The sequence below is a fragment of the Thalassospira sp. MCCC 1A03138 genome (assembly GCF_002115785.1).
Taxonomy (GTDB): Bacteria; Pseudomonadota; Alphaproteobacteria; order Rhodospirillales; family Thalassospiraceae; genus Thalassospira.
Genome location: NZ_JFJY01000004.1, coordinates 85410 through 111067, shown reverse-complemented (window position 1 = coordinate 111067; position 25658 = coordinate 85410). Strand labels below are relative to the sequence as shown.

Sequence of the window (25658 nt, the reverse complement as noted above, 5' to 3'; positions counted from 1 at the left end):
CCCGTCCCGTCATCAGGTCCGGTTGATTGAAACCCCGCCATCGGCAAGGAACGGCACGCCCGTCACAAAGCTTGCCGCGTCGGATGCCAGAAATAGGGCGGCCTGCGCCATTTCGGACGGTTTTGCCATGCGTTTTAAGGCATGCAGGCTGTTGACGAACTGTTCGACCTCCGGCCCCGCACCGGGTTTGTTGGTGATGCTGGCCGGAGTATCGGTTCCACCGGGCAGCAGCGCATTGACCCGAATGCCCTGTGGTCCGTATTCGGCTGCCAGCGACTTCATCAATCCGATCATGCCTGCCTTGCTGGCGGCATAGGCCCCCATGCCGGGCATGCCGACAGAATAACCAACAAAGCTTGATGTAAGGATCATTGATCCCGAGCCATTGGCAAGCATCGCGGGCAATTGATATTTCGCCCCGAAAAACGCCGATGTCAGGTTGGTTTGGATCATTTCATGCCAGTCATCGGTTGCCATATCAGGGATCGAAACCGATTCCCCCGACCATCCCGGCGTTATTGACCGCGATATCAAGTTTGCCAAAATGATCAAGGGTGGCCTCGACCAGCTGTTTTGAAATTGCTTCGTCCGTGATGTTGCCGGGAACCGAAACCGCCATGCCACCGGCATCGCGAATATTGGCGACCATATCGTCAAGCAGATCGGCGCGCCGCGCATTAAGGACAAGTTGTGCGCCCTGTTTGGCAAAAAGTTCGGCCATGGCGTGACCGATGCCGGAACTGGCCCCGGTGATGATTGCGGTTTTACCGTCCAGTGTGAACATATTTCCGTCTCCTGTGTCATGATAGGATGGCCAGCAAGGCCGAATGTCATGACGCTAGATTGCGAACGGAAACGGATCACTCCGGTTATTGGCATTGAATTCGTAAATATGACGGCCACGAATTCGAAAGCAAGGAACGGAGTGCGGTCAACGGAATGGACGATCAGAATGCCGGTCAAACGGATGCATTTGGCATCCCTGTATTCTGATAAAGGAGCCATCCCATGCTGACGGAGACGAGATTGAACAAAACGATCCGCTGGATCAGTGACGAAGATAAATGGCAGGCCGTGGCAAAACGCGATGGCAAAGCCGATGGGCGGTTTTATTATTCAGTGGCAACTACCGGGGTTTATTGCCGCCCGTCTTGCTGCGCACGGTTGGCACGCCGGGAAAATGTCGCGTTCCATGCCAGTTGCGACGATGCCGAGCAGGCGGGTTTTCGCCCGTGCAAACGGTGCCTTCCGAACAGTGCATCGATTGCTGAACGCAATGCCGATGCGGTGGCAAAGGCATGCGAAACCATCCGCAATGCTGAAGAAATGCCAAGCCTTGAATATCTGGCTGTACAGGCCGGGATGAGCCGCTTTCACTTCCACCGGGTGTTTAAATCGCTAACCGGGGTGACGCCAAAGGCCTATGCCAGTGCGTATCGGGCAGGGCGCGTGCGCGAGGAATTGCGCAGCAGCAATACCGTGACCGAGGCGATCTATGACGCGGGTTACAATTCCAACAGCCGGTTTTATGAACGCTCGCACAAGATGCTGGGCATGACGCCAAGCAGCTATCGTGCGGGGGGCAAGGGCGAAAAAATCCGGTTTGCCGTGGCTCAATGCACACTTGGCGCGATCCTTGGTGCGGCAAGTGCCAAGGGAATTTGCACGATCCTTCTGGGCGATGACCCCGATGCGCTGGTGCGTCAGTTGCAGGATGCCTTTCCCAAGGCAGATATGATCGGCGGTGACCCGGCGTTCGAAGACTGGATGGCGCAGGTCATCGGTCTGGTTGAAGCCCCGCAACTTGGCCATAACCCGCCGCTCGATATCCGCGGGACTGCCTTTCAGCAACGCGTCTGGCAGGCACTTTCGGAAATTCCGGTCGGGACAAAGGCAAGCTATGCCGAAATCGCCGAAAAGATCGGATCGCCGCGTGCTACCCGTGCTGTCGCACAGGCCTGTGCCGCCAACAGCATCGCGGTTGCGATTCCCTGCCACCGGGTGGTGCGCAAGGATGGTGATCTTTCCGGATATCGCTGGGGCGTGGAGCGCAAGCAAACCCTGCTGGACCTTGAAAGCGGGGAGGCCGGGCAATGAACGAGATGACCCGTGACAGGATCGGATCGCTTGATTGGGAAAAACATTCCCGGGAGCTTGACGCATATGGCTGCACAATCCTTGAAAAACTGATCGATCCAGACACCTGCCGGGCATTGATTGACCGCTATGACGAGCCGGATACATTTCGCAGCCACATCCATATGGCCCGACATGGTTTCGGGCGCGGCGAATACAAATATTTTGCCTATCCCCTGCCCGATATTATTGCGGATCTGCGGCAATCGCTTTATCCGCCATTGGCCGAAATTGCCAACCGGTGGAACCGGGAGATGGGGCTGGATCGGCATTTCCCCGGCGATCATGCCCGGTTTGTTGCCCAATGCCATGATGCGGGGCAGACCCGCCCGACGCCGCTTTTGCTGCGTTATGGTGCGGGGGATTACAATTGCCTGCATCAGGATGTTTACGGCGATTGCGTGTTTCCGCTGCAGGTCGCGATCCTTCTAAGCGACCAGAAAACGGATTTCGAAGGCGGCGAATTTGTCCTGACCGAACAGCGCCCGCGCATGCAGTCCCGCGCCGAAGTCGTGCCGCTGATGCAAGGTGACGCCGTGATTTTCCCGGTTCATCGTCGTCCGGTCGCGGGAACGCGCGGCACGTACCGGGTGAATATGCGCCACGGCGTTTCGCGCCTGCGCGCAGGGACACGCCATACGCTTGGCATCATTTTCCATGACGCCAAATAGCTGATCCCGGTCTGGCTGATGTTATTCTAGCTGCTGTGATGTCCAGAAATAGTTATTAATAACTATTTGCATCTAAGTGCTGCTGGTGTATGTCAGCAGGAACAAATTCACGTTCCTGTCTGTTTTCATGAACTTTTTTGCGCCCCATCACATAACGGCAAATCTTGTCCGCGCCTTTGAAAAGGAACGTGCGTCCCTGCTGCGTTTGGCTATGCGGAAGTTGGGAAATCCTGATGAGGCAAAGGACATTGTCCAAGATGCCTTTGTAAGGATTGCCGGGGCAAAAGACAGGCAAGAACCGATCAGCGATCCACCTGCATTTCTTCGGACCGTGGTTCTTAATCTGATCCGGGATCATCAAAGACGTCGCAATGTCGGTTATATTGTCGAACTTAAATCCGGGCTTGATCCGCTGGAATGGACAGCGGAGGACCGCCCGCTTGCAGACAATGTTATATACCATCGTCAGCGTCTTCAGGCGTTTGAGCAAGCAATTTCATCCTTGCCGACGCGATCCAGAGAAGTCTTCATCTTGCGTAAGTTGCATGGTAAGACCCATGATGAAATTGCCGCAGCGACCGGATTGTCAAAGGCCGCGATCGAGAAGCATCTTTATCGTGCCATGACAACGTGCCGTGGTCTGATGAAACACTATGACTAGGCCTTTGCTTATGAGCGGCAACCGCCATACCGGCCATAAACCGGAGACCACAGAACAGAAAGATCTGCAAAGCCGCCTTGTTGATCAGGCACTGCAATGGCTTGCTCGCGATGGTGCGGATATTGAGGGCACAGATACGCATGTCGCATTTCAGAAGTGGTGTGGCCAAAGTGCGGATCATGAACAGGCGGCGCGCGCGGTTCGGGCCTTTCTCAGTGACCGTGATTTCGATGATATCTTGCGGAAATTCGATACTGAGAAAGGTACCGGTGCGCGAAACCATGCACCATCAAGCACGCGGCAAATATCGATGCCTGTCGGTAAGCCGCGACGTTCGACCCCGCCAAGGGCATCAAATGTGCGAAAAGCAATCTGGGGCGGTGTTGCAATGTGCGTGGCGATTCTTGTTGCCGTCCTGACATTGTCCCCGGCAGACCATTCTGGTCATCCGGGGTATATCGCGGCGAACATGGCACCGGTTCGTCAGTTTTTGCCGGACGGCAGCGAATTGCAACTGGCACCTGGTACCCGGCTTTATTGGAAATTTACCGAACGCGAACGCCATATCGTTCTGGAGGATGGGGCGGTAGTGATTTCGGCTGCACCGAATAAGGACCACCCGCTTGTGGTAACCACGCTACAAAGTCGGGCTGTTGTTGTCGGGACACGTTTCGTTGTGATCGGTGATGATCAAACCAGCGAAGTCGGCGTTGCCGAAGGAACCGTCCGGGTACAACAACAACAATCGCCGCCTGCCCGTGAAGTCACCCTTCATGCAGGTGAAGGGGTGACTGTATCCAGCGGGGGCGATGTCCGGCGGCATGACTTCAATGGCGACAATATTACGCAAATCCTTGAAGGTTGGCGGGTGTTTTCACCAGCAAAGCTGTCTGATGTGATACATGCCGTAAGCCGACAGAGTGGCATGGAAATCTGGCTTGATCCCGGCATTGCCGATCTCGAAATCCGTGGGCGGTTCAATGTTGCCGATGCAATGGTGTCACTTGATCTGATTGCGCGGACAACCGGAACAAGAATGATTGAACTGCCGTTTGATCAGTATCTTCTGGTGCGCTGAAATCAAGGTTCCAGATTGGTTCGGCCTGAAAATGGTGCGGATTTCGCCTGAACTCCCCGATGAATTCCCTATTTGAACAAAAATATTAAAAAAGATGTCCGGTTACTGTCCGGCCTTCCGTCCTTAAGTGCGAGTGATACGCAATAACTTGCATTGGGTCGTGCCGAATGAAGCCTACCAGACAACAGGACACAGTCCGCAACCTCTTCGAAACCTCAAAGGGGCGGGCATGGAAGGATTTTCTGTTCTGCGCTGTTGCGTCCTCTGCCTTGCTGGGGGGGATGTCGTCGAATTTTCTGCATGCACAGGAACGTGCGGTTGTCGATAAGCCGGTCGCATCACGACTTTACAGCTTTGACATTCCCTACGTGCCGCTGATGCGCGCCTTGGAGCTATTATCGCAGCAGGCCGGTATTCCGTTTTCGGTCCAGGATGGCACCAACCTTGCGATGAATGGTCAGGCCGTGGTTGGTCAGCTCAGCATTGAAAACGCCTTGTTTCAAATGCTTGAGGGGACGGAAGTTACCTTTGCCGTTACCGACGGTGTTTTGGTTATTTCCCCCAAGCTATCCAACCAGTCATCTGACGAAGAAATCGTTACCGCCCCCGTTTCTGTCAGTGCAAATCGCACAACGATCTTCCAACTCGGAACCGGTGCGGCCAGCGGGTCAACCGTGTATGGCGAAGAGATGATCGGTGCGGTGGTTCAGGGTGACAGTGACCCGAACAAGATTTTTCGCGCCAATCCGAATGTCCAGTATGTGATTGCGGGACAACGCGGCGAAGAAGGTGCAACTGCAACAGCCGAACAGGATTTGCGTCCGCAAAATATCAGCATATCCGGCGCAGCGGTTGATCAGAACAACTTCATGCTTGACGGTGTCGGGATCAATTCCTTTGGCGGAACTGAGTCGAATTATAACGACTCAAACATGCCAGAAGATGACGACAATACGATCAATGCAGACACACTTCATGGTTTGCATCCTCAAACCGTCTATGTCGATGCAAATATTCTCGAGCAGGCCGAGATCATCGACAGCAACGTGTCGGCTAAATACGGCGGATTTCAAGGCGGCGTTGTTAATTACAAGGTCAAAAACCCGTCAAGCGAACCAACATTTGGCGCGAGCATTAAACGGGGTGGATCGAACTGGAACGACTATCATCTGAAATCCGAGGAAACCCCCGACACTGACGCCAAAGAACCGGTTTATGAAAAATGGTTTTATTCCGCGTCTGCGAGCACACCGATCAATGATAATTGGGGAATGCTGGTTTCGGCAGGTCGACGTACTGCCGAAACGACCAAGACGGCGGGTGACAATTATTACGGTCGTCAGGTAACGACCAGTACCGAAGCCGACAACGTTTTGGGAAAACTGCGCTACGAAAGCGATACGGGTGCTGCGATCACGACCCAGATCGTTTATGCGCCCTATGCCCAGGAATGGGAAGCATCAGAAAACTACAACAGCAAGATGGATATCATCGGCAATGGATTGACCACCTATGTTGGTCTCGAAAAGCCGTTTGAATATGATGGTTATGGGGTTTCCAATCTGTTTCTGGATACCAAGCTTTCCTTTAATACATCTGAAAATGCACGTGATTCTGAAAGCAATGTGCGTCGTCAGATCAGCACGACGGTGGCCGGATCAAAATATGCTGATTTGTGTGACTCCAGTACATGTGTGACCGGCTGGTACGGGGATTTGGCCCAGACACAGCAGGATATCGGTTATACAGCCGACCTTACCGGCGATATCTTTGGAACGAACTTCCTTCTGGGGGCGGATATCCATCGTCTTAGTGGAACCCGTGAACGTAGCGCAGATGCATATTATGCAACAACGCGTACCACAGGAACCAACGTCGTTTGCGCCAGTGCCGATGACATCTTCTGCGATGACGGTGATCAGGCAAACCGGCGGCGGACAAAATACCAAGCGTTTGAAGGAAGTGTCAGTTTCGTAAGCACAGCCCTTTATAATGAATATACGCTTGTCTTTGATCATGTTCCTTTTGGCGAACTGGAAATCAGGCCGGGTGCACGGCTTGAACACGATACCTATCTTGGTAATACCAACTTCGCCCCGCGTTTCAACGCGACCTATTACACGGATTGGGATATCAGCTTCAATGCGGGGTGGAACCGCTATTACGCAGCAAACATGCTGAGTTACGCCTTTCAGGATGCAACGCCGGCAACCATCAGTGAAACGCGAACTGCCGATACTACCACGACACCGGGTTCATCTATTTTCTATGATGACTGGGCGGCGTCTTCATCGGGGATAAAGCGGTCATTTTCCGGTTCAGGTTTGAGCACCCCCTTTTCCGACGAACAGACAGCGTCCGTTTCATTCCCGCTGCCGTTTCTTGGCGGGGTAACACGGTTGAAATGGCTGGAAAGAAAAGGCCGTGACCAGTTTTCGCGTGCCACCGATGACACCGGAACAACCGAATATAATCTGTCGAATGAGGGCGCCAGCCTCTACACCTCCTATTCCGCGGAATGGAGCAGGGGAATTGGTTCCGGGCCGTTCGGCGGGCGTCATGTGTTCAATATCAATGGCCAATATTCCGAACGCAGAACTTCCAACAACAGTTACTTCCTGACCAGCGATGACAGCGAAAGTGTGGTCTATAACGGCAAGATCATATCGACCACGGATCTGTCGATCCTGACCGGTAATCTGGACGAGCCGATCTTCTTTAACGCCAGCCTGTTTTCGAGTTTTGATGACAATCGCCTGCGTACCGGACTAACCGGGCGCTACACCTTGTCCTATTCCACGATAGATGACAGCGGATCGAACACCACCATCAATGGCGCGACCTATGATGTCTATGAGGACGGCGACGCCAAGGCGCGTTTCGATCTGGATATGACGCTTGATTACGACATTATCAGCCGGGAAAAGGGTGTTCTGACTCTTAATGCTTCCATCGAGAATGTTCTGAACCGCGGCGGCGCCCATACGCTTGCGTCATCTACCCCCTACCGCAAGGGCCGGACAGTTTGGCTCGGACTGACTTACACCTACTGAAAATTCCACGTTAATCCTGCCGGGGCTTGGTCCCCGGCCAAACCTGCTTGTGAGATCGATAATATGAAAAGAACCCTGACCGCGACCCTGTTTGCCGCGATGCTTGCCACATCAAGCCTTGTCCCCGTTCATGCAATGGCAGAACAGGCAAGCATGGCACTGTCCGATAAAAGCCTTGCCGAAGTTTATGACGCTGTTTCACTTGGCGTTGTTCGCATCAATGTCATTAAGAAAAGCTATGCCGAGATCGTCGCCGAAGAACGGGAGAAAAAGGAAAACGGTGAGGATTTCTATCTGCCGCCAAACGAACGTGGCGATCAGGACGAGGATGAGGATCGCAATGATCGCGATGAAAAGAACAAGGAAAGTGAAAAGGGCGAAGAACCGAAATACGACTGGCAGAAAAAGAAGCGCAATGCGTCGACCGGGACCGGTTTTTTCATTACCGATGACGGCCTGATTGTTACCAACGAGCATGTGGTCCGCGATGGTGCGCGTTTTGTCGTTGTTTTGAAAGATGGTCGTCGTGTTCGTGCTGATCTGGTGGGGAAGGATTTTCTGACCGACCTCGCCGTCCTTCGTGTTGAAAGGCCTGAAAATGTTAAGCCGCTTTCATGGGGTAACTCGCATGCGATCCGTATCGGCGATCCGGTTTTTGCGCTTGGTTATCCCTATGGCTTTGATCAAAGTCTGACGACTGGGGTGATTTCAGGCAAGCAGCGCCAGTTGTCCAAAGGCGAATATAACCCGTATTTGCAAACCGATACCGCGGTAAACAAGGGCAATTCCGGCGGGCCGCTTTTGTCGATGGATGGCAAGGTCGTTGGCGTTAACTCCGCGCTTTATACCCGCTCTGGCGGGAACGAGGGGCTGGCCTTCTCCATCCCGGCTGAACATGCGCAGGGGATCATTAATCTGCTTGTCAAAGATGGTGAAATCAAACGCGGATGGTTCGGGATTGCCTATTCTGAAGTCAAGCCGGGTATCGGCAAGCTTCTGGGGATGGACCATGACGAGGGAATGTTGATCCACCGGGCCCCCGATGACGAACCGGCTTATCAGGCAGGTATTCGTGCAGGAGATGTGATTGTTGCGGTGAATGGCGAAACGGTCACATCGCGCCTGCATTTCCGCATGCAGGCGGCGGAGGCAAAAGGCGAAACGACCGTTACCGTCTGGCGCGATGGTGGATTTAAAAGCTTTACGATGATCCCCGGCGATATGGACGAAGCCAAAAGCCGCCGCCGCCAGGCCGAACGCGACAAGATTCTTGGTAAAACGCCGAAGGATGATGGTCGGAAGAAAGTCATGGGCCTCGAACTGGTTCCGGCTAATGAAAAGGCATGGGAAAAACTGGATTTACCCGTTGGCACGAAGGGGCTTGTCGTTGATCGGATGGAAAAGATGGGGCAAGGCGATCAGGCCGGATTTACAAAGGGTGATTTCATTACCCGGATCAATGATACCGAGATTTCCACACCCGAGGAGTTCGAAGCCGTGATGGGGCAGGCGCTTGAAAGCAACGCACCCTATGCGCTTGTCTATTTCAAACGTGATGGTCAGGACCGCACAAAGATCATCGATACGCTGAGCATGGTTGATCTTGAAGACTACTGAGTGATCCAAACAAAAAACGGGCCGTCGCAAGACGGCCCGACTAAGTTTGGGTGGTGCAAAGGGAAGTTGCCCTCCTACATCCGTTCGTGGAAATGGCAGGCCACCTGATGGTGATCGTTGACGGTGTCAACGGTCGGGACATCGGTCGCGCAGACATCCTTGGCAAACGGACATCTGGTGCGGAACACGCAACCCGATGGCGGGTTGATCGGGCTGGGCAAATCACCGGTCAGCACGATGCGTTCCTTGGTGCGTTCAATCTCGGGATCCGGGATCGGAACTGCGGAAATCAGCGCCTTGGTGTAGGGATGTTTTGGGTTGGCATAGATGCTGTCGCGGTCGGCCAGCTCCATAAGATTGCCGAGATACAGCACCAATATGCGGTGGCAGATATGGCGCACAATTGAAAGATCGTGGCTGATGAAAATCATCGACAGATCAAATTCGCGCTGCAATTCCTGCAACAGGTTTACGATCTGCGCCTGTATCGATACATCAAGTGCTGAAACCGGCTCGTCACAAATGATCAGTTTCGGTTCGAGGATCATCGCGCGTGCAATGCCGATACGCTGGCACTGGCCGCCCGAAAATTCATGCGGATAGCGGTTGATCATCTGTGGCAAAAGCCCGACACGCGCCATCATGCGTTTAACGCGTGCCTTGATTTCGTCCTTACCCAGTTCGGATTTGTGGGTCACAAGCGGCTCGGCGATGATCTCGCCAATCGTCATGCGCGGGTTAAGGCTGGCCAGCGGGTCCTGAAAAATGATCTGCAGGTCCCGGCGTAGCGGCTGCATTTCGCGATGGGGCGCGCCGACAATATCCCGCCCCAGCCACACGACCTGCCCGTCGGTCGGCGGGATCAGTTGCAGAATCGCACGGCCAAGGGTCGATTTTCCACAACCGGATTCGCCCACAATGCCAAGCGTTTCGCCGGGATACAGATCGAAATCGATCCCGTCGACGGCCTTAAGCTGGCGTTCTGCCCCAAAAAATCCCTTGCCCGGCAGGGAAAAGTGAACCTTGAGGTCGCGAACCGACAGGATCGGGACGTTTTTCTTTTTACGGATCGCATTCATTGACGGTCCTCCCGGAAGCAGGCACTGGCGCGACCATCGTCAAAGCCAAACAGGCTTGGGCGGGAAACACAGCACCGATCCATCACATAGGCGCAGCGTTCCTGATAGGCGCAACCCTGTGGCAGGTTTTGGAGGTTCGGCGGTTGTCCGGGGATGGCAAACATGTGTTCTTCGCTTGCCGTGTCGATGCGCGGCATCGATTTCAAAAGCCCCTCGGTATAGGGATGATGGCTGTCATAGAAAATGTTACGCACCGAACCGGTTTCGACAATCCGCCCGCCATACATTACCATCACCCGGTCACACAGGCCTGCTACCACGCCAAGATCGTGGGTGATCATGACAATGGCCGTATTGAAATCCTTTTTAAGGTCGCGCAGCAGATCAAGGATCTGTGCCTGCACCGTCACATCAAGGGCGGTGGTTGGCTCGTCGGCAATCAGGACTTCGGGATCGCAAAGCAACGCCATGGCAATCATCACGCGCTGGCGCATGCCGCCGGAAAATTCATGCGGATACATATGCACGCGCTGGGCCGCGCCCGGAATACCAACACGGTCAAGCATGTTGATCGCGCGTTTAAGCGCATCGCCTTCGGACATGCCGCGATGTTCCACCAGTACCTCGGTCATCTGTCTGGAGATTTTGAGGAACGGGTTAAGCGACGTCATCGGATCCTGAAAGATCATCGACATCGTCACACCGCGGATTTTGTTAAGCTGGCGTGACGGGATATTGAGGATATCCTTATCCTTGTAGCGCACCGTACCTGTGGCCTTGCCGTTTTTGGCAAGAAGACCCATCACGGCAAGGAAAATCTGGGTTTTGCCCGATCCGGATTCCCCCACAACGCCAAGTGTTTCGCCCGGATCGATATGGAAGTTCACATCGTTGACAGCCTCGACCTCGCCGTCGGGGGTCTGGAAGCGGGCACGCAGGTTTTCAACAGTCAGAATATGATTTGTCATGTGCCTATCTGTCCTTCGGATCAAGGGCGTCACGCAATCCGTCGCCGATGAAGTTGAAACAGAACAGCGTCAGTGCCAGGAAGATCGCCGGATAAATCAGCATCCAAGTCGCTGCTTCGATCACTTTCGCCCCTTCGGAAATCAGAACGCCCCAGCTTGTCAGCGGCTCTTGAACACCAAGGCCCAGGAACGACAGGAAACTCTCGGTCAGGATCACCTGCGGAATGGTCAGCGTCATGTAAACAATGACCGGCCCAAGAACGTTGGGGATTACATGGCGGAAAATGATCTTGAAGTTCGAAACACCCGTGGCATGGGCGGCTTCGATAAATTCGCGCCGCCGGATCGAAAGCGTCTGACCGCGCACAATCCGCGCCATGGTCAGCCATTCAACCGCGCCAAGGGCGACGAAAATCAGGAAAATGTTTCGGCCAAACACCACCATCAGCATGATCACAAAGAACATGAAGGGCAGGGAATAAAGCACATCGACAAACCGCATCATGATGTTGTCGATCCGTCCGCCGAAATAGCCGGCAACAGCGCCATAGGTAACGCCGATCACAAGCGACACCGCCGTTGCTAGTAAACCAACCGCAAGGGATACACGCGCGCCATAAAGGATGCGAATGAAAATATCGCGGCCATTGCCATCCGTGCCAAGGATATGGCCGTTTTCCCAGTTCGGACCTTCCTGGATATAGCCCCAGTCGATCTGGTCGTACTCAAACGGGCTGAGCAGCGGGGCGAAAATCGCCATCAGGGTAATGATGGCCAGAATGATCATCGACCCGACGGCGGCCTTGTTGCGAAACAGGCGAATACGGGCATCGCGCCACAGGCTGCGACCCTCGATCTCTCCGGCGGCGCCGGCCGCCTGAAGCATCGCTGTTTTTTGATTCTTGTTCATCATGAGCGTGACTTCAGCTTGGGATCGAGCAGGCCGTAGACCATGTCGACCAGGAAATTCAGAAGGATGATCATCACCGCATAGACAATCACCACACCCATCACCAGCGGGTAGTCGCGGTTCAATGCTGCCTTGACGAAATAGGTGCCGATACCAGGCACGCCAAAGATGGTTTCGATCACCACAGAGCCGGTCATCACCGCCGCGGTTGCCGGGCCCAGATAGGATACGACAGGCAAAAGCGCGCCGCGGATCGCATGCCGGTTGACAACAAGCTTTTCACGCAAACCTTTGGCGCGTGCGGTGCGGATGTAATTGGAATGGAGGACTTCGACCATCGACCCGCGCGTCAGACGCGCGATATAGGCGACTTGTGGCAGGGCAAGGGCGATGATCGGCAATATCTTGTATTGAATTTCGCCGTCTCCCCAACCTGCTGTTGGCAGGATCGAAAGATACAGGCCAAACACCAGCGACAGAAGCGGTGCCATGACAAAGTTCGGGATGGCAATGCCGACCATGGCAACGCCCATTACCGCAAAATCAACCGCACTGTTCTGTCGAAGGGCGGCATAGGTGCCAAAGCCAACCCCGAATATCAGCGCCAGAAAGATCGCCGACAGGCCAAGCTGCATAGATGCCGGGGCGCCAGCCATGATCAGCTCCGCGACGGAAAAATCGCGAATTTTGATCGACGGGCCAAAGTCACCACGCAGGATTTTGCCGATATAGATCGTGTATTGTTCAAGCAGCGGCTTATCAAGGTCATAGGCGGCCTTGATGTTTTTTTCGATTTCCGGCGGCAGGGCACGTTCCTGATCGAACGGTCCGCCTGGTGCAATGCGCATCATGAAAAAGGCAACCGTGATCACGATGAACAGCGTCGGGATCGCGATCATCAGGCGCCGGATGGCGTAAGATAACATAATTCTCTCTCATCCCCATTGGGGGCCGGTGGGTTGCCGCAGGTCCGTGATCCGGACCTGCGGCAAAGTCTCCGGCGTTTACTCTTTGATGTCGAGCCAGCGGGTCAGGTGGCGATCCGGGGCGTTATTGATCCAGCCTTCGATCTTCGGCGAGACGAGCTGTTTCGAGACATAGTAGTAAATCGGGATGTAAGGCTGTGCTTCCATCATGATGGCTTCGGCCTGCTTCATAAGGCGGGCACGCTTTTTCAGGTCGCCTTCCTTTTCGGCTTCCAGCATCAGTTCGTTATAACGCGGGTTGTCAAAAGCCGCGTAGTTCAGCGGCCCGGTCCGTTCTTCGCCGAGGAACAGGAAGTTCTGCGCGTCGTTGTAATCGGCAATCCAGCCCGCACGTGCGACCTCAAAGTTACCGACCTTCAGATCGGCATAGTGGATTTTGCCTTCGGTGTTGAACAGTTCGGCCTGAACGCCAATCTGCTTCCACATGTTCTGGGCCGCAATCGCGATGCGCTTGTGGTTTTCAGACGTGTTGTAGCGCAGGGTGAATTTAAGCGGATTGTCAGGGCCATAACCGGCTTCTGCCAGAAGCTTTTTGGCTTCTTCGAGCTTTTCATTATAGGAAAGGTCTTTCCACGAAATGTATGCTGGCTCGCCGTAATTACCGGTTCCGGGCGGGACAAAGGAATAGGCCGGAAGTTCACCGGTTTTCAGAACCGAGTCCGTAATGGCTTCGCGGTTGATCGCCATCGACAGGGCTTTGCGGACACGGACATCCTTGAACATGTCCTTGTCGGTACGGATCGCATAGTAATAGATACCGGCATACGGTGCGATGCGCAGACTATCGGCAAGGTTATCGCGCAGCCAGGAAATCTGTTCGGACGCGATATCGCGTGCGACGTCAAGTTCGCCTGCACGGAAACGATTCTGCATCGCGGTGCGATCTTCATAGGTGTAATAGATCACCTCGTCGATCGGCACATTGGCAGCGTCATAGAATTCCGGATTCTTTTCAAGCTTGGAATGAACGTTCGGTAGCCATTCGGTCAGTTTGTACGGACCGTTCACCACGATATTTTCCGGCTTTACCCAGTCTTTGCCAAATTTGGCAATCGCATGCTGCGGGATCGGGAAGGCGGTCTGGTGGGTCAGCTGGGCGAGGAAATAAGGGGCTGGCGCGGTCAGTTTGACCTGCAGGGTTCTGTCATCCAGTGCGGTGGCCGCGAGTTTCGCGCCTTCCTTGCCACTGTTAACAGCTTCGGCACCCTCGATAATATAAAGCAGGGATGCGTATTCCGCACCGGTCGCCGGGTCAAGCAGGCGGTTCCAGCCCGCGACAAAATCATCGGCAGTTACCGGCACGCCGTCCGACCAGTTGTGATCGCGAATTTTAAAGGTATAGGTCATGCCGTCGTCGGACACTGTCCAGCTTTCAGCCGCACCCGGCACCGGTTCACCATCCGGGCCATAGGTCAGAAGACCCAGGAACATATCATCCGACAGGCGGCTGGTCTGAATCGTTGAAATGAAATGCGGGTCCATTGATTGCGGTTCGCCATCATTGCCGACGCGCAGGATTTTTTCAGCCTGTGCATGTGTGGTGGACAGCATGGTCATGGAACCGGCAATCAATGCCGTACCCAGCACAAAGGCCCGCGAGGAATTGAGCAATCCCTTCACGAGACCATTTGCGGTCTTCGCGTGTTGTGACATCTGTAATGTCTCCCTCATCATTTTGCTTTGTTGACGACGTACTCCCTGAAAGTACGTACGCAAAAATACTGAGACTGACATGCGCTATCTGCAAGTCACGATTCCACAAATCTGAAATAAATGGTGGTTGTTTGCGTGATAATGGTCATTTTGTGGTGTTATTTTGCGTTTTATTCGGAAATAACAGATTGTTCTGCGGCTGAAGAAGCCTGCAACTTTCGCCTGTAAAACGTTTTGCATGTAATGGTGATTGTCGCGTCGCGCCTTGCGGCTATATGCGCAAAAAGTGAAATAGTTCACATTCAAAGGGTTGGCCGCTAAATTCGGTGATCACGAATCGGGCTTTGTGGTTTTCTGCATTATTTTTCGGCAATTCAGGCGATTTCAATATCTTGGCGCGAAAATTAGCGTGCTCTGGTTACATTTTCGCGCGTGAAAAGATTTCGGAATATAAGCCCAGTATCGCGTCATGGTAGCTTGATGAAACAAGCGTGAATTCAAAAAATTGCCGTTGAGAAACATCGTCATTCAAGATACGGGTTTTTGCGTATGTTGTTTTGCAGATTTCCTTGATCAACAAATGCGACCGAAAGATGCTTTTAAGCCCGTTTGATCTGGCGGCCCTGATGGTTGCCATACTTGGCATTTCTCAGGCCGGTTTCTTTATTCTGCTTTTGCGCCAAGAAGGGCCATCTGCCTTCTATGCCAATCGCTGGCTCTATATTTTCATACTGTGCTTTGCCCTGATTTTCCTTCGGGATGCGGTATTTCTGCTGTTCGGAACTGAAATCGCGCTGATAACCGAACCGTTACTTTTCAGCGCCTATTTTGCACTTGGTCCGGCAATCTTTCTTTATGTTCGCACTGTCGCCGGGCGTTGGGTATCCAATGGCTGGTGGCATTTTGTATCGCTTCTGGTCGGTATGGTCTTTTCGACTATTCTGACCGCCTCGGTTTTTGCCAGATATGGCGATGAAATTTCTGCCGGTGCGCCTATCCATCTGACATTTGAAACCGATCCGGCGCTGTCCTGGTTTGTGGTTGCCATCATGACGGCGTTTTTTGTTCATGTCGGCACTTATCATCTCATGATGTGGCGTACCGCCCGGTCCTTTGCGACGGAATTGACAAAACAGGGAACCGAGCAAAGCCTGGCCAAGCGGCAATGGATCGGCAATGTCGTAAGAAGCCTGCATCTTGCCTTCGTCGTTTTTGCCGGTATTCAGATAATTCAGTGGTGGACCGAAAGCCTTTACTGGGCGGGGTCGGTGACGAATTTCGTGTTCCTGTGCATAGTGATGCGGCTGAGTTTTCTGGTCGCAAGCCAGCCGTTCAATACCATTCCGGTACGGGTTGCGCACCTGTCGGTCGACCCGCTGACCGATCTTGCCGACAAAGATCATGAACCACTACGTTCGCTGGTCGATACCGACGAAAGTGAACGCATCCGAAAACGCCTTGATGTTCTTCGCACCGAACGTAATTTGATGTTTGATCCGCTTCTGACGATGCCCAAACTGGCAAGCGCGATTGGGGCAACGCCTAATCAGTTATCCTTTGTCCTGAACCGGCATCTACGCCAAAGCTTCTTTGAATTCGTCAATACCGTCCGGATCGAAGAAGCCGTTCGCTTGCTTCTTGCCGAGCCAGATCGGCCGGTTCTTGATATTGCCATGACCGTCGGGTTCAATTCAAAATCCACCTTCAATCTTGCGTTTAGGCGTGTAACCGGTACAACACCAAGCAAATACCGAGTTGCTGCAGATACGCACGCGACCGCCCCCGGAATTGTTGGGGATGCTGTCGCCGGCCCCGGTTAACAACAGACAGCGACCATCAGGATAAAGAATGGATACGTCCGAAATCGTTCTTTTGCTTATTGCTGCAGTCGGCCTTGCACAGGCCGCATTCCTGATGCTGCTGTTGCGGCACGAGGGCAAACGCGCATTTCGTGCGAATCGCTGGTTGCTGGTGTTCTCGCTGACAGCCTGCGCAAGCTTTGTCGAAGACATCAGTGATGTCTTCCTCTCGCCGCTTTATATTCTGTATCTGGCGATTATTTTTGTACCGGTCACATTTGCCTTTTTACCATCTATCTACTTGTATTTTTGCGAAATTGCTGACCGTCCCGTGCGCTATCCGGGGGGGCATTTCGTCATTCTGGTGCCGGTCGCCATCCTGACGGCGGTCGCAGTACACATAATGCGCACCCGTATACTTCCGGGCGACATTGGCGGAGAAATCGATTTCGAACTGGATACCGATATTGAAAGTCATTTGCCTGTGGCTGTGATCCTGCTGACAATCATTATTGCGCTTTATGTGCAGTTGTTTGGCTATATGGTTAAAATCTGGCGGGTTGCGATTGGCTATCTGCGGCAGGCGAGTGAACAGCTCGGTGCGGATCAGCGCGTTCTGCGCCGCTGGGTCACGGAACTGCTGACTGGCATCAGCCTGATTTTCCTGATTTTTACCGCGACGACGATTGTTGATGTTTTCATTACCGATAGCGAATGGCTGACGACCCTTGTACAGGGGGCGTTCGCGCTCGTATTCTTTCGTATGTGCCACGTGATTGCGCACAACCCGGCTTTGTTCGTTCAGGCGGAATGGGACGGGGCGCAAGAGATGGCAATGGATGAAGATGCCCGTGATTTCACGGCAACCGGGTCCAGGCAAAACCGGTTTGCGCCTCGCAACTTGGTGGATGCCGATGAAATCAGCAGAATTTGTAAACGGCTTGACGCCATCAGGACCAGAAGCGACCTGCTTTTTGATCCTCTTATCAGTCTGCCAAAGCTTGCAAATGCAGTCGGTGCAACCTCCAACCAGCTTTCCTATGTGCTGAACCAGCATCTTGGCAAAAGCTTCTTTGACTTCATCAACGAAGTCCGAACCGGCGAGGCATCCCGGTTGCTGGTCAATGAACCGGATCGCACGATCCTTGATATCGCGACCAGTGTGGGTTTCAATTCGAAATCGACCTTCAATCTTGCCTTCAAGAAAATCACGGGCAAAACACCCAGTGTTTACCGATCAGAAACCATGTCGCAGCGTAACACGGCACCATAGGGCTGTTTTCTGCTTTTCAGCGGGGGAGCGTGGGTATGATATCGCTGTTGTAACCTTTATCGTCGCAAGCGACGGACACATGAATGTTTGAAACACTTGATCTTCTTTTTCTGATCGTTTCGGTTCTTGGAACTGCACAGGCGATTTTCCTGATTGTCCTGCTGATGGATGAAGGGAAACGGGCATTTACGGCCAATCGATGGCTGATGGTATTCGGATTTTCTGTCGGCATGAGTTTTATCGATGATACGTTCGATCCGATGATCAGCCCGCTGACGAACCTGTATCTTGTCCCGGTTTTTGCGCCATTCTTTTTTGCCTTGATCCCGTCGATCTATCTGTACTTCCGGGAGATTTCCGGCGACCCGGCTCCACGACCATATCGGCATTTTCTGGTGCTGTTGCCGGTTACTGCGGCCATCGGGCTTATGGTCTACCTGAAACGTGCGCGTATGATCGCCAACAATGGTCATATTCGTGATGCCGGTTTGCAGATCGAGTTTTCGGCAACCGGGCTTGCCGATATGGTGTTGCTGGCCATCGTGATTCTGTTTTGTGTCCTGTTTACCGTTTACATGACGGGCATCTGGCGGTGTGCGCGGCGTTATCTGCAACAGGCCGACTGGCAGCTTCAGGCCGATAGTGAACGGCTGCGCCGGTGGGTGACGGAACTTCTTGTCGGCATGACCGTGTTGTTTACTGTCTTTACCCTGACCAATCTGTTTGATCTGTTTGTGTCGCGGGCGGAGTGGCTGTCGCTTGGTGTCAAGGTGGGGTTTGTGCTTGTCTTTTTCCGGATGTGCCAGGTGATTGCGCAGAATCCTGCGCTTTTTGTGCAGCCGGAAACCGAAGGCGGCGTTTTTGACGATCTATCTCTGCCTCATGGTCCCGCACAAGAGCCTGATGACCAAGATGCCCCAATGTCGCGTGCAATTATAGACGTTTCCAATATAGAACGCATTCGCACCCGGCTTGAAAGGATTGTCACAGATCGGAATATGATGCTTGATCCGCTTCTGACCATGCCGAAACTTGCCAATGCGGTCGGCGTGACACCCAACCAGCTTTCCTATGTCCTGAACCAGCATCTAGGCAAAAGCTTCTTTGATTTCGTCAACGAGGTTCGAACAAACGAGGCATCCCGCCTTCTGATCGAGGAGCCGGATCGCACGATCCTCGATATCGCAATCAGTGTGGGGTTCAATTCCAAATCCACCTTTAATCTGGCTTTCAAGAAAACTACCGGCAAAACGCCAAGTGTTTATCGATCGGAGACCCTTTCGCAGTGTAGCACTGGTCAGTAGCCCGATATCCTGACTAGTCTTGGTCGGAATTCAGATTCCCTCCCGTATCACCGCAAATCACGGACGCATGAATGTTGGAACCGATTGACTTGTTGCTGCTGCTGATTTCGGCACTCGGTGCGGCCCAGACCATTTTCCTGATTATTCTTCTGCGGGGCGAGGGCAGGCGCGCATTTCGGGCCAATCGCTGGCTGATGATATTCGCGGTGGCTGTGGGAATGAGTTTTGCGGATGACATTATCGATACAATGGTCAGTCCGCTTGTAAATCTGTATCTGGCCCCCGTCTTTACCCCTTTCTATTTTGCCTTCATCCCGGCCATCTATCTGTATTTTCTGGAAATATCGGGGAAACCTTCTGCCAAGCCGACATGGCATTTTGCGGTTATGCTTCCTGTGTCGGTGGTGATGATGGGGGTGGTGTACTTGCTCGGTCCTGATACTTCTTTGTCTGGGGTGACCATTGAGGAAATCAATGTCGATCTGGATTTCCGGCCAGGTAAGATCTTCAATATGCTGCTGCTTTTGCTAATAACGACATTCTGTCTTCAGTTTGCAAGTTACATGTTCCGTATTTGGCGTGTTGCGGTTCGGTATCTACAGGATGTCAGTCGGCAGCTTGAAGTGGATCGGAAAGGACTCCGGCGTTGGGTGCTGGAGCTGCTTGTCGGGTTGAGTGTTATTTTCACTCTTTTTACACTGATCAATCTTTTCGATACCATCGTTTCGCGCAGTGAATGGTTGCAACTCGGCGTTAGGGCAACCTTCGTTCTGGTGTTCTTCCGTATGTGTCACGTTATCGCAGTGAACCCGGCATTGTTCGTTCAGCCCGAACGTGACGAGGTTGAAAACACCCGTGAAAGCGACGAAAAAAGGCCCAGATCAGGTCTGGTGCGCAGTGTGGTTGATCCTAACGATGTAAGCCGGATACGGGCAAAGCTGGATCGTATCGTCGCCGCACGCGAATTGATGTTCGATCCGCTTCTGACTATGCCGAAAGTTGCCAATGCGGTCGGCGTGACACCCAACCAGCTTTCCTATGTGCTGAACCAGCATCTAGGCAAAAGCTTCTTTGATTTCGTCAACGAAGTCCGAACAAACGAGGCCTCCCGCCTTCTGATCGAGGAGCCGGATCGCACGATCCTCGATATCGCAATCAGTGTCGGGTTTAATTCGAAATCAACTTTCAATCTGGCTTTCAAGAAAATCACCGGCAAAACGCCCAGTGCGTACCGGGATGAGAAGATATTAAATACAAACACTTAGCGCGTACGAATGTGCATTCGTACCTTTGGGGTGTGTAAATCAGGTTCGAGGATACAGAGCCGGACGCCATACACAGGGCGGATCGGCATAGTCGGATCACCAAAACTGATACAAGGGTGATCGGACAAAATGAGTTTTTATAGAGTTTCAAATCTGGTCGGGAACGGTTTGATCCTGTTGGGGACCGGATTATGCGCAAGCGCGCTTCTGCTTTTTATCGGCACAACAGCAAATGCCCAGCAACAGGGCAGACGCGACACCCTGCGTGAGCAGGTCAATCCCAAACAGGATGAAGCCGCCGACCCATGGCTTGGCGGTATTTGGCAGTTCGGGGCTTTTGGCGGGGTGGAAAGCAACCCGTATCGCGGTGCGGATAGTGTGGATGTCGATCTTCTGCCTCTTTTGGCTTACGACGCCGAACGCATGCATATCGGGACGGATGGCGTTTCCGTAACCGCATGGAAAAACGATTATGCCAGTTTTTCCGTGATTGGAAACGTGCGTATGAAGCCGTTCGATAATGACGACAGCAATTATCTGCGTGGCATGAATGAGCGTGATATGGCGTTCGAAGTCGGTGGTGCGTTCAAAACCCGGCTGTGGCGCGGTGAGCTGGCTGCTTATCACCTGATGGATGTGTCCGATGCCCACGACGGGCACGAACTTGACCTGACCTACACGATCCCGATGAATTTGTGGGACGTCACCTTTGACTGGGGTGGAGGTGTACTCTGGCAAAACGACAAGCTGGCCAATTACCATGTCGGGGTTAGTGGCAATGAAGTTCGAAGCGACCGTAGTGCCTATGACGCGGACGGGGCATTCATCCCGCATCTTGATCTTTCGGTAACCTACCCGATTACCGAAAGCCTTGTCCTGCTGGGCACCAGCGGTATCCAGTTCCTGCCTGACAGCTATACCGATAGTCCCCTGATTGACGAGGATTATGTCTACAGCATCGGTCTGGGGTTGGTTTACAACTTCTGATCCTGATCGTCGTATACCGGTCTCCTGCCCGCCCCAATCCAGGCGACCGGTTTCTGGCGGGTTGGTCATTTCCAGTGGACCGACCCGCCCTTTGTTTTTAGCCGAAATGAAACTCCCGCGGAGGACCATGGTTTGGTTTAAGCGTTTTTGTATGGGCATGACGCTTGTGGCTTTGCTGGTCATCGGTATTTGTAGCGGATTTCTGATTGTTTCAGCCGGTATACAGTGCTTTTATGACTACGCGCCCTTTGATCGTGGTCGTCAGGGGGCTTTGAGTTCCAGCAAATCCCACTTGTTGCCATAAAGGTCGGCAAAGACGGCAACGGTGCCATATGGCTCGTACCGCGGTTCTTCAAGAAACTGAACCCCCGCCTTTTTTATCAGGGCGTGGTCGCGGGCAAAATCATCGGTATTCAGGAAAAATCCGCCCCGCCCGCTGGTCTGATTGCCGATGGCAGCGGTTTGTGTTTCCCCCGATGCCTTTGCCAGCAGAAGTAGACTTTCACGCGCACCCTTCGGACCGACAATTACCCAACGTTTGCCGTTACCCATGTCGGTATCCTCGATCAGTTCGAACCCGACCTTGTTGACATAGAAATCAATGGCATCGTCGTAATCTGCCACGACAAGTGATACCAGTCCGATATGGGGCATGCGATAATCCGGGAGCAGATGATTAGATCAGGCCAAGGGTTTTAAACGAATTATACCCGGCCTGACTGATAATGATGTGGTCGTGGATGGTGATTTCCATCGCCTTTGCGGCCTCGACAATCTTGCGCGTCATGTCTATATCGCCGCGCGATGGGGTTGCATCGCCGCTGGGATGGTTATGGACCAGAATGATCGCGCTGGCGTGCAATTCAAGGGCGCGCTTGATCACTTCGCGCGGATAAACCGGGGTGTGATCGACCGTGCCGGTCTGATGGCATTCATCGGCAATCAACCGGTTCTTGCGGTCCAGAAACAGCAGATGCAGTTCTTCGGTTTTGCGATGGCCCAGACGCACCCGGCAGTAATCAATCAGCTGTTCCCAGCTAGCGATCACGGGTAATTCCATCGCGCGTTCACGCGCCAGATATTGCGCGCTTGCCTCGGCCACCTTGATCGCTGCAATTCCGGCATCGCCAAGCCCCTTGGCCTTTTGCAAATCTTCGGGCCGTGCGGCAAGAACATTGGCAAAGCTGCCAAACTGCGCAATCAGCGATTTCGCCAGTGGTTTGACATCGCCACGCGGCATCGCCATGCAGAGCAGAAGTTCCAGCAATTCATAATCGGCAAGCGCATTTGCCCCTCCTTTAAGGAACCGTTCGCGCAGGCGTTGGCGATGGCCGTGATAATGCGGTTTGGCGGACTTTGCGTCGGTCGGGGATGCCGGTAACTGGCTGCTTTGTCCGACCGGGACGGCATCGCGCGTCCGATCGAAAAAGACCTGTGCGCCGTCATCAATCTGAGCATCAATCGGCGCGTCAGGACGGGAAGCAGCTTTGCGATCTTCTGTTTCGCTCAAATCCGCTTCCCCCTCGTTCGCGGCCTTATTCGGCGGCAGCACTAATGTCGTATGGTGGTTTTTCAAGCCCGGCGGGCGAACGGGTAAAGATTTCAAACCCGTCATCGGTGACGCCAAGTGAATGTTCGAATTGTGCCGACAGTTTGCGGTCCCGCGTCACCGCTGTCCAGCCATCAGGCAGGATCTTGCAGGTATAAGTGCCTTGGTTGATCATCGGTTCGATGGTGAAAATCATGCCGGGTTCCAGAACCAGTCCTTCTCCCGGGTGGCCATAATGAAGGATATTGGGCGCATCATGGAACACCTGACCAAGGCCGTGACCGCAGAAATCGCGTACAACCGAAAACCGTTCGCTTTCGGCATAGCTTTGGATGGCATGGCCGATATCGCCAAGTGTCGCCCCCGGCTTGACGGCATTAATCCCGCGCCACAATGCTTCGTACGTCACATCGACAAGGCGCTGCGCCATGACCTTTGGCGTGCCCGCGATATACATGCGCGACGTATCGCCATACCAACCATCGAGAATGACCGTGACATCGATATTCATGATGTCGCCATTCATCAGTTTCTTGTCGCCGGGAATCCCGTGACAGACAACATGGTTGATCGAGGTGCAAATCGATTTCGGAAAGCCGCGATAGCCAAGGCAGGCCGAAACCGCATTATGGTCGCGAATATATTCATCGCACAATTGGTCAAGCCTGCCGGTCGTTTCGCCCGGGACAACGAAAGGTGTAATGTAATCGAGCACTTCCGCAGCCAGCCTTCCGGCGGCGCGCATCCCCTCGAATGCTTCGGGTCCGTGCAGTTTTACTTTTCCGTTCGCCACCCGAAATCTCCTTGGTTCGGCAGTAAATTCAATGGTCGCTGTATCGCAACATCGTTCAATGACATAATCGGACAGGGCGAAATTGGCAAGGATGCCGTCACTTTGCGCTGATGTCCCGGATCGGAACGGCCTTGTTTACGGTTACCGATGGTGTCTTGATATCAATGATGCAGTCATAGGCCAATGCCTCGACCCCGGCGCTGGTCGCCTTGGAAAAGCGCGCTGTATAGTGCGGATCGATATCGGATGCCAGGGCAAACTGGTCGCAATCATCGCGCTGGATCAGATAGAACATCACGGCACGGTGACCTTCTGCGACCATGTCGGCCATTTCGTCAAGGTGCTTTGCTCCGCGTGCGGTGACCGCATCGGGAAACTCGGCCAGTCCCGGCACAGCATCATCGCGTTTCAGGTGGACGTTCTTGACTTCGACATAGCAAAGCCCTTTGACCGGATCGGATAACAGAATATCGATACGGGAGTTTTTGCCATATTTGACTTCGCGTTTCAGCGTCTCATACCCGGCCAGTTCGGGCACGTTGCCCGCCAGTATCGCTTCTTCGACAATTGCATTGGGATGGGCAGTATTGATGCCAACCATCGCACCGCCAACCCGGCACAGTTCCCAACTGTATTTCAGTTTGCGTTTCGGATTGTCTGATTGCGATAGCCAGACATCAATCCCGGCTTCCTTCAATCCGATCATCCCGCCGGGATTGGCGCAGTGGGCGGTGATCATGTCGCCATTTTCAAGCTCGATATCGGCCAGAAACCGTTTGTAACGTTTGATCAGTTTGCCCTGAATCAGGGGAGAAGGAAGGAGCATGTCAAATACCGGTAGCTGTTTGCTTTTGATCGGTCAAATCAAAAAGTATGACTAATTGCTTTTCGCCGGATCGGGCTTGTCCGGGACGTCACCCAGAAAATCAACAAGGCTGACCTGACCGGTACCGCGTCTAAGCGGCTTGGGCTGGCTTTCATCGGGGGCCCAGGCGGTAAGGTAGATCACCTGAAATTTGGCATGAACGCGGCCATCCGGGCGACCGTGACGTTCGTGATAAATTGCCGTCGCACGGGCCAATGTGCTGCGTTTGGTGAATTTCTTGGACCGGATGGCGACAAGGTTGCTTTCGCCCATCCCCGAAAGATCGCGCATCAGTTTCAGCGCATCAGGGTAATCAATGGTGATATCGTCGCTATCGACCACTGGCAGGGCAAAGCCGCTGCGCTGTAACAGCGACCCGGCATCGCGAACATCGACAAAGGGTGATACGCGGGGCGACACGCCGCCTTCTTCTTCGGCTTCGGCGGTCATCAGTGCCTCGCGCAGGTCGCGCAGCGTATCGCCGCCCAGCAGGCAGGCCAGAAACAGGCCATCGGGTTTAAGCGCACGCCGTGCCTGAAGCAGCATACCGGGCAGGTCATTGACCCAGTGCAGCGACAGGTTCGAAAGGATCAGATCAAGTGATCCATCACCAAACGGCAGGAATTCTTCGTCGGCAACGAATGTCGTGCGCTCATTGCGCATTTTGGCTGACTGTGCATAACCATATGAAATATCGCATTGATGCAGGGTTTCGATCCCGCCACGTGCGCCGATGATCTGGCCAAGCTCGCCATTGTGACAGCCAAGATCAACCGCCAGCGGGAATTTGCGCGTGGTGTCGTCAAGCCGGTCGGCAAGCCGTTCGGCAGTTTCGGCAAACAGGAAATTGAATTCGCTGGCGCGCTTTGCCGCGCGGTCGCGGCGCAGTTTCAGGATGTGGCGATCAAAAACGGTGATCGGATCGGCCATGGGGCGGGAAGCTCCGTCAAAAGTCGTTTTAAAAGTTACGACCTAGATAGAACGTCGCGCCCGCCCTTGCAATCCAAGACC

General features: G+C 53.5%; 23 protein-coding genes. 11 read left to right on the top strand and 12 right to left on the bottom strand.

Going from position 1 to position 25658, the window contains the following annotated elements:
- Positions 1-12 precede the first annotated feature (12 nt).
- Positions 13-477, bottom strand: a complete 465-nt coding sequence (locus tag TH468_RS22010; protein ID WP_371268745.1) for an SDR family oxidoreductase — start codon at positions 475-477, stop codon at positions 13-15.
- Between the two features lies 1 nt (position 478).
- Entirely contained in the window at positions 479-784 is a 306-nt protein-coding gene (locus tag TH468_RS22005; RefSeq protein WP_371268744.1) for an SDR family NAD(P)-dependent oxidoreductase, read from the bottom strand.
- A 224-nt stretch (positions 785-1008) separates the two neighbouring features.
- On the opposite strand from TH468_RS22005, the gene ada reads away from it, so the two are divergent.
- The 6 genes from ada to TH468_RS10230 all read left to right on the top strand — a co-directional run bounded on the left by ada (position 1009) and on the right by TH468_RS10230 (position 9216).
- Positions 1009-2097: a bifunctional DNA-binding transcriptional regulator/O6-methylguanine-DNA methyltransferase Ada gene (ada, locus tag TH468_RS10255; RefSeq protein WP_085643816.1), complete on the top strand. Its 1089-nt coding sequence runs from the start codon at positions 1009-1011 to the stop codon at positions 2095-2097.
- On the top strand, positions 2094-2807 hold the full coding sequence (locus TH468_RS10250) for a 2OG-Fe(II) oxygenase (RefSeq protein ID WP_085643814.1): 714 nt from the start codon (positions 2094-2096) through the stop codon (positions 2805-2807). The genes ada and TH468_RS10250 overlap by 4 nt, the downstream gene beginning before the upstream one ends.
- A gap of 127 nt (positions 2808-2934) precedes the next feature.
- Positions 2935-3468, top strand: coding sequence for an RNA polymerase sigma factor (locus TH468_RS10245; protein ID WP_139834685.1), 534 nt, complete (start codon positions 2935-2937; stop codon positions 3466-3468).
- Positions 3461-4546: a FecR domain-containing protein gene (locus TH468_RS10240; protein ID WP_085643810.1), complete on the top strand. Its 1086-nt coding sequence runs from the start codon at positions 3461-3463 to the stop codon at positions 4544-4546. Before TH468_RS10245 ends, TH468_RS10240 begins: the two co-directional genes overlap by 8 nt.
- A 281-nt stretch (positions 4547-4827) precedes the next feature.
- Positions 4828-7599 (top strand): TonB-dependent receptor, encoded by a 2772-nt coding sequence (locus TH468_RS10235; protein WP_085643808.1) that lies wholly within the window; start codon positions 4828-4830, stop codon positions 7597-7599.
- Between the two features lie 63 nt (positions 7600-7662).
- Positions 7663-9216, top strand: coding sequence for a trypsin-like peptidase domain-containing protein (locus TH468_RS10230; protein WP_085643806.1), 1554 nt, complete (start codon positions 7663-7665; stop codon positions 9214-9216).
- Between the two features lie 74 nt (positions 9217-9290).
- Here TH468_RS10230 and TH468_RS10225 read toward each other — a convergent pair whose 3' ends face one another.
- The 5 genes from TH468_RS10225 to TH468_RS10205 all read right to left on the bottom strand — a co-directional run bounded on the left by TH468_RS10225 (position 9291) and on the right by TH468_RS10205 (position 14812).
- A complete protein-coding gene (locus tag TH468_RS10225) occupies positions 9291-10295 on the bottom strand; it encodes an ABC transporter ATP-binding protein (protein WP_085643804.1) in 1005 nt (334 codons plus the stop codon).
- On the bottom strand, positions 10292-11263 hold the full coding sequence (locus tag TH468_RS10220; protein WP_085643802.1) for an ABC transporter ATP-binding protein: 972 nt from the start codon (positions 11261-11263) through the stop codon (positions 10292-10294). Before TH468_RS10220 ends, TH468_RS10225 begins: the two co-directional genes overlap by 4 nt.
- A 4-nt stretch (positions 11264-11267) precedes the next feature.
- On the bottom strand, positions 11268-12176 hold the full coding sequence (locus tag TH468_RS10215) for an ABC transporter permease subunit (RefSeq protein ID WP_139834684.1): 909 nt from the start codon (positions 12174-12176) through the stop codon (positions 11268-11270).
- A complete protein-coding gene (gene oppB / locus TH468_RS10210) occupies positions 12173-13099 on the bottom strand; it encodes an oligopeptide ABC transporter permease OppB (RefSeq protein WP_037989890.1) in 927 nt (308 codons plus the stop codon). The genes TH468_RS10215 and oppB overlap by 4 nt, the downstream gene beginning before the upstream one ends.
- A 78-nt stretch (positions 13100-13177) precedes the next feature.
- Positions 13178-14812: a peptide ABC transporter substrate-binding protein gene (locus TH468_RS10205; RefSeq protein ID WP_085643800.1), complete on the bottom strand. Its 1635-nt coding sequence runs from the start codon at positions 14810-14812 to the stop codon at positions 13178-13180.
- Between the two features lie 593 nt (positions 14813-15405).
- Here TH468_RS10205 and TH468_RS10200 point away from each other — a divergent pair.
- The 5 genes from TH468_RS10200 (at position 15406) to TH468_RS10180 (ending at position 21440) form a co-directional block, all read left to right on the top strand.
- The gene (locus TH468_RS10200; protein ID WP_085643798.1) at positions 15406-16632 is read left to right on the top strand and encodes a helix-turn-helix domain-containing protein; all 1227 of its coding nucleotides are present in this window, start codon (positions 15406-15408) and stop codon (positions 16630-16632) included.
- 28 nt (positions 16633-16660) lie between these two features.
- The gene (locus TH468_RS10195; RefSeq protein WP_085643796.1) at positions 16661-17884 is read left to right on the top strand and encodes a helix-turn-helix domain-containing protein; all 1224 of its coding nucleotides are present in this window, start codon (positions 16661-16663) and stop codon (positions 17882-17884) included.
- Positions 17885-17967: 83 nt separating this feature from the next.
- A complete protein-coding gene (locus TH468_RS10190; protein WP_085643794.1) occupies positions 17968-19188 on the top strand; it encodes a helix-turn-helix domain-containing protein in 1221 nt (406 codons plus the stop codon).
- 71 nt (positions 19189-19259) lie between these two features.
- Positions 19260-20453, top strand: coding sequence for a helix-turn-helix domain-containing protein (locus tag TH468_RS10185; RefSeq protein WP_085643792.1), 1194 nt, complete (start codon positions 19260-19262; stop codon positions 20451-20453).
- Positions 20454-20582: 129 nt separating this feature from the next.
- Entirely contained in the window at positions 20583-21440 is an 858-nt protein-coding gene (locus TH468_RS10180) for a MipA/OmpV family protein (protein ID WP_085643790.1), read from the top strand.
- A 261-nt stretch (positions 21441-21701) separates the two neighbouring features.
- Here TH468_RS10180 and TH468_RS10175 read toward each other — a convergent pair whose 3' ends face one another.
- The 5 genes from TH468_RS10175 to TH468_RS10155 form a co-directional block, all read right to left on the bottom strand.
- On the bottom strand, positions 21702-22094 hold the full coding sequence (locus tag TH468_RS10175) for a VOC family protein (RefSeq protein WP_085643788.1): 393 nt from the start codon (positions 22092-22094) through the stop codon (positions 21702-21704).
- Between the two features lie 22 nt (positions 22095-22116).
- Complete coding sequence (gene radC / locus TH468_RS10170) at positions 22117-22950, bottom strand: DNA repair protein RadC (protein ID WP_246832288.1); 834 nt, start codon at positions 22948-22950, stop codon at positions 22117-22119.
- 25 nt (positions 22951-22975) lie between these two features.
- On the bottom strand, positions 22976-23782 hold the full coding sequence (gene map / locus TH468_RS10165) for a type I methionyl aminopeptidase (RefSeq protein WP_085643785.1): 807 nt from the start codon (positions 23780-23782) through the stop codon (positions 22976-22978).
- A gap of 97 nt (positions 23783-23879) precedes the next feature.
- Positions 23880-24608: a DNA/RNA nuclease SfsA gene (gene sfsA / locus TH468_RS10160; protein WP_085643783.1), complete on the bottom strand. Its 729-nt coding sequence runs from the start codon at positions 24606-24608 to the stop codon at positions 23880-23882.
- Positions 24609-24659: 51 nt separating this feature from the next.
- Positions 24660-25577, bottom strand: coding sequence for a methyltransferase domain-containing protein (locus TH468_RS10155; RefSeq protein ID WP_085643781.1), 918 nt, complete (start codon positions 25575-25577; stop codon positions 24660-24662).
- Positions 25578-25658: the final 81 nt, after the last annotated feature.

What these genes read in the sequence shown, in the direction of transcription:
- TH468_RS22010 (WP_371268745.1), bottom strand. Translation starts at nt 477, where the DNA reads ATGGCAACCGATGACTGGCATGAAATGATCCAAACCAACCTGACATCG.
- TH468_RS22005 (WP_371268744.1), bottom strand. Translation starts at nt 784, where the DNA reads ATGTTCACACTGGACGGTAAAACCGCAATCATCACCGGGGCCAGTTCC.
- ada (WP_085643816.1), top strand. Translation starts at nt 1,009, where the DNA reads ATGCTGACGGAGACGAGATTGAACAAAACGATCCGCTGGATCAGTGAC.
- TH468_RS10250 (WP_085643814.1), top strand. Translation starts at nt 2,094, where the DNA reads ATGAACGAGATGACCCGTGACAGGATCGGATCGCTTGATTGGGAAAAA.
- TH468_RS10245 (WP_139834685.1), top strand. Translation starts at nt 2,935, where the DNA reads ATGAACTTTTTTGCGCCCCATCACATAACGGCAAATCTTGTCCGCGCC.
- TH468_RS10240 (WP_085643810.1), top strand. Translation starts at nt 3,461, where the DNA reads ATGACTAGGCCTTTGCTTATGAGCGGCAACCGCCATACCGGCCATAAA.
- TH468_RS10235 (WP_085643808.1), top strand. Translation starts at nt 4,828, where the DNA reads ATGTCGTCGAATTTTCTGCATGCACAGGAACGTGCGGTTGTCGATAAG.
- TH468_RS10230 (WP_085643806.1), top strand. Translation starts at nt 7,663, where the DNA reads ATGAAAAGAACCCTGACCGCGACCCTGTTTGCCGCGATGCTTGCCACA.
- TH468_RS10225 (WP_085643804.1), bottom strand. Translation starts at nt 10,295, where the DNA reads ATGAATGCGATCCGTAAAAAGAAAAACGTCCCGATCCTGTCGGTTCGC.
- TH468_RS10220 (WP_085643802.1), bottom strand. Translation starts at nt 11,263, where the DNA reads ATGACAAATCATATTCTGACTGTTGAAAACCTGCGTGCCCGCTTCCAG.
- TH468_RS10215 (WP_139834684.1), bottom strand. Translation starts at nt 12,176, where the DNA reads ATGATGAACAAGAATCAAAAAACAGCGATGCTTCAGGCGGCCGGCGCC.
- oppB (WP_037989890.1), bottom strand. Translation starts at nt 13,099, where the DNA reads ATGTTATCTTACGCCATCCGGCGCCTGATGATCGCGATCCCGACGCTG.
- TH468_RS10205 (WP_085643800.1), bottom strand. Translation starts at nt 14,812, where the DNA reads ATGTCACAACACGCGAAGACCGCAAATGGTCTCGTGAAGGGATTGCTC.
- TH468_RS10200 (WP_085643798.1), top strand. Translation starts at nt 15,406, where the DNA reads ATGCTTTTAAGCCCGTTTGATCTGGCGGCCCTGATGGTTGCCATACTT.
- TH468_RS10195 (WP_085643796.1), top strand. Translation starts at nt 16,661, where the DNA reads ATGGATACGTCCGAAATCGTTCTTTTGCTTATTGCTGCAGTCGGCCTT.
- TH468_RS10190 (WP_085643794.1), top strand. Translation starts at nt 17,968, where the DNA reads ATGTTTGAAACACTTGATCTTCTTTTTCTGATCGTTTCGGTTCTTGGA.
- TH468_RS10185 (WP_085643792.1), top strand. Translation starts at nt 19,260, where the DNA reads ATGTTGGAACCGATTGACTTGTTGCTGCTGCTGATTTCGGCACTCGGT.
- TH468_RS10180 (WP_085643790.1), top strand. Translation starts at nt 20,583, where the DNA reads ATGAGTTTTTATAGAGTTTCAAATCTGGTCGGGAACGGTTTGATCCTG.
- TH468_RS10175 (WP_085643788.1), bottom strand. Translation starts at nt 22,094, where the DNA reads ATGCCCCATATCGGACTGGTATCACTTGTCGTGGCAGATTACGACGAT.
- sfsA (WP_085643783.1), bottom strand. Translation starts at nt 24,608, where the DNA reads ATGCTCCTTCCTTCTCCCCTGATTCAGGGCAAACTGATCAAACGTTAC.
- TH468_RS10155 (WP_085643781.1), bottom strand. Translation starts at nt 25,577, where the DNA reads ATGGCCGATCCGATCACCGTTTTTGATCGCCACATCCTGAAACTGCGC.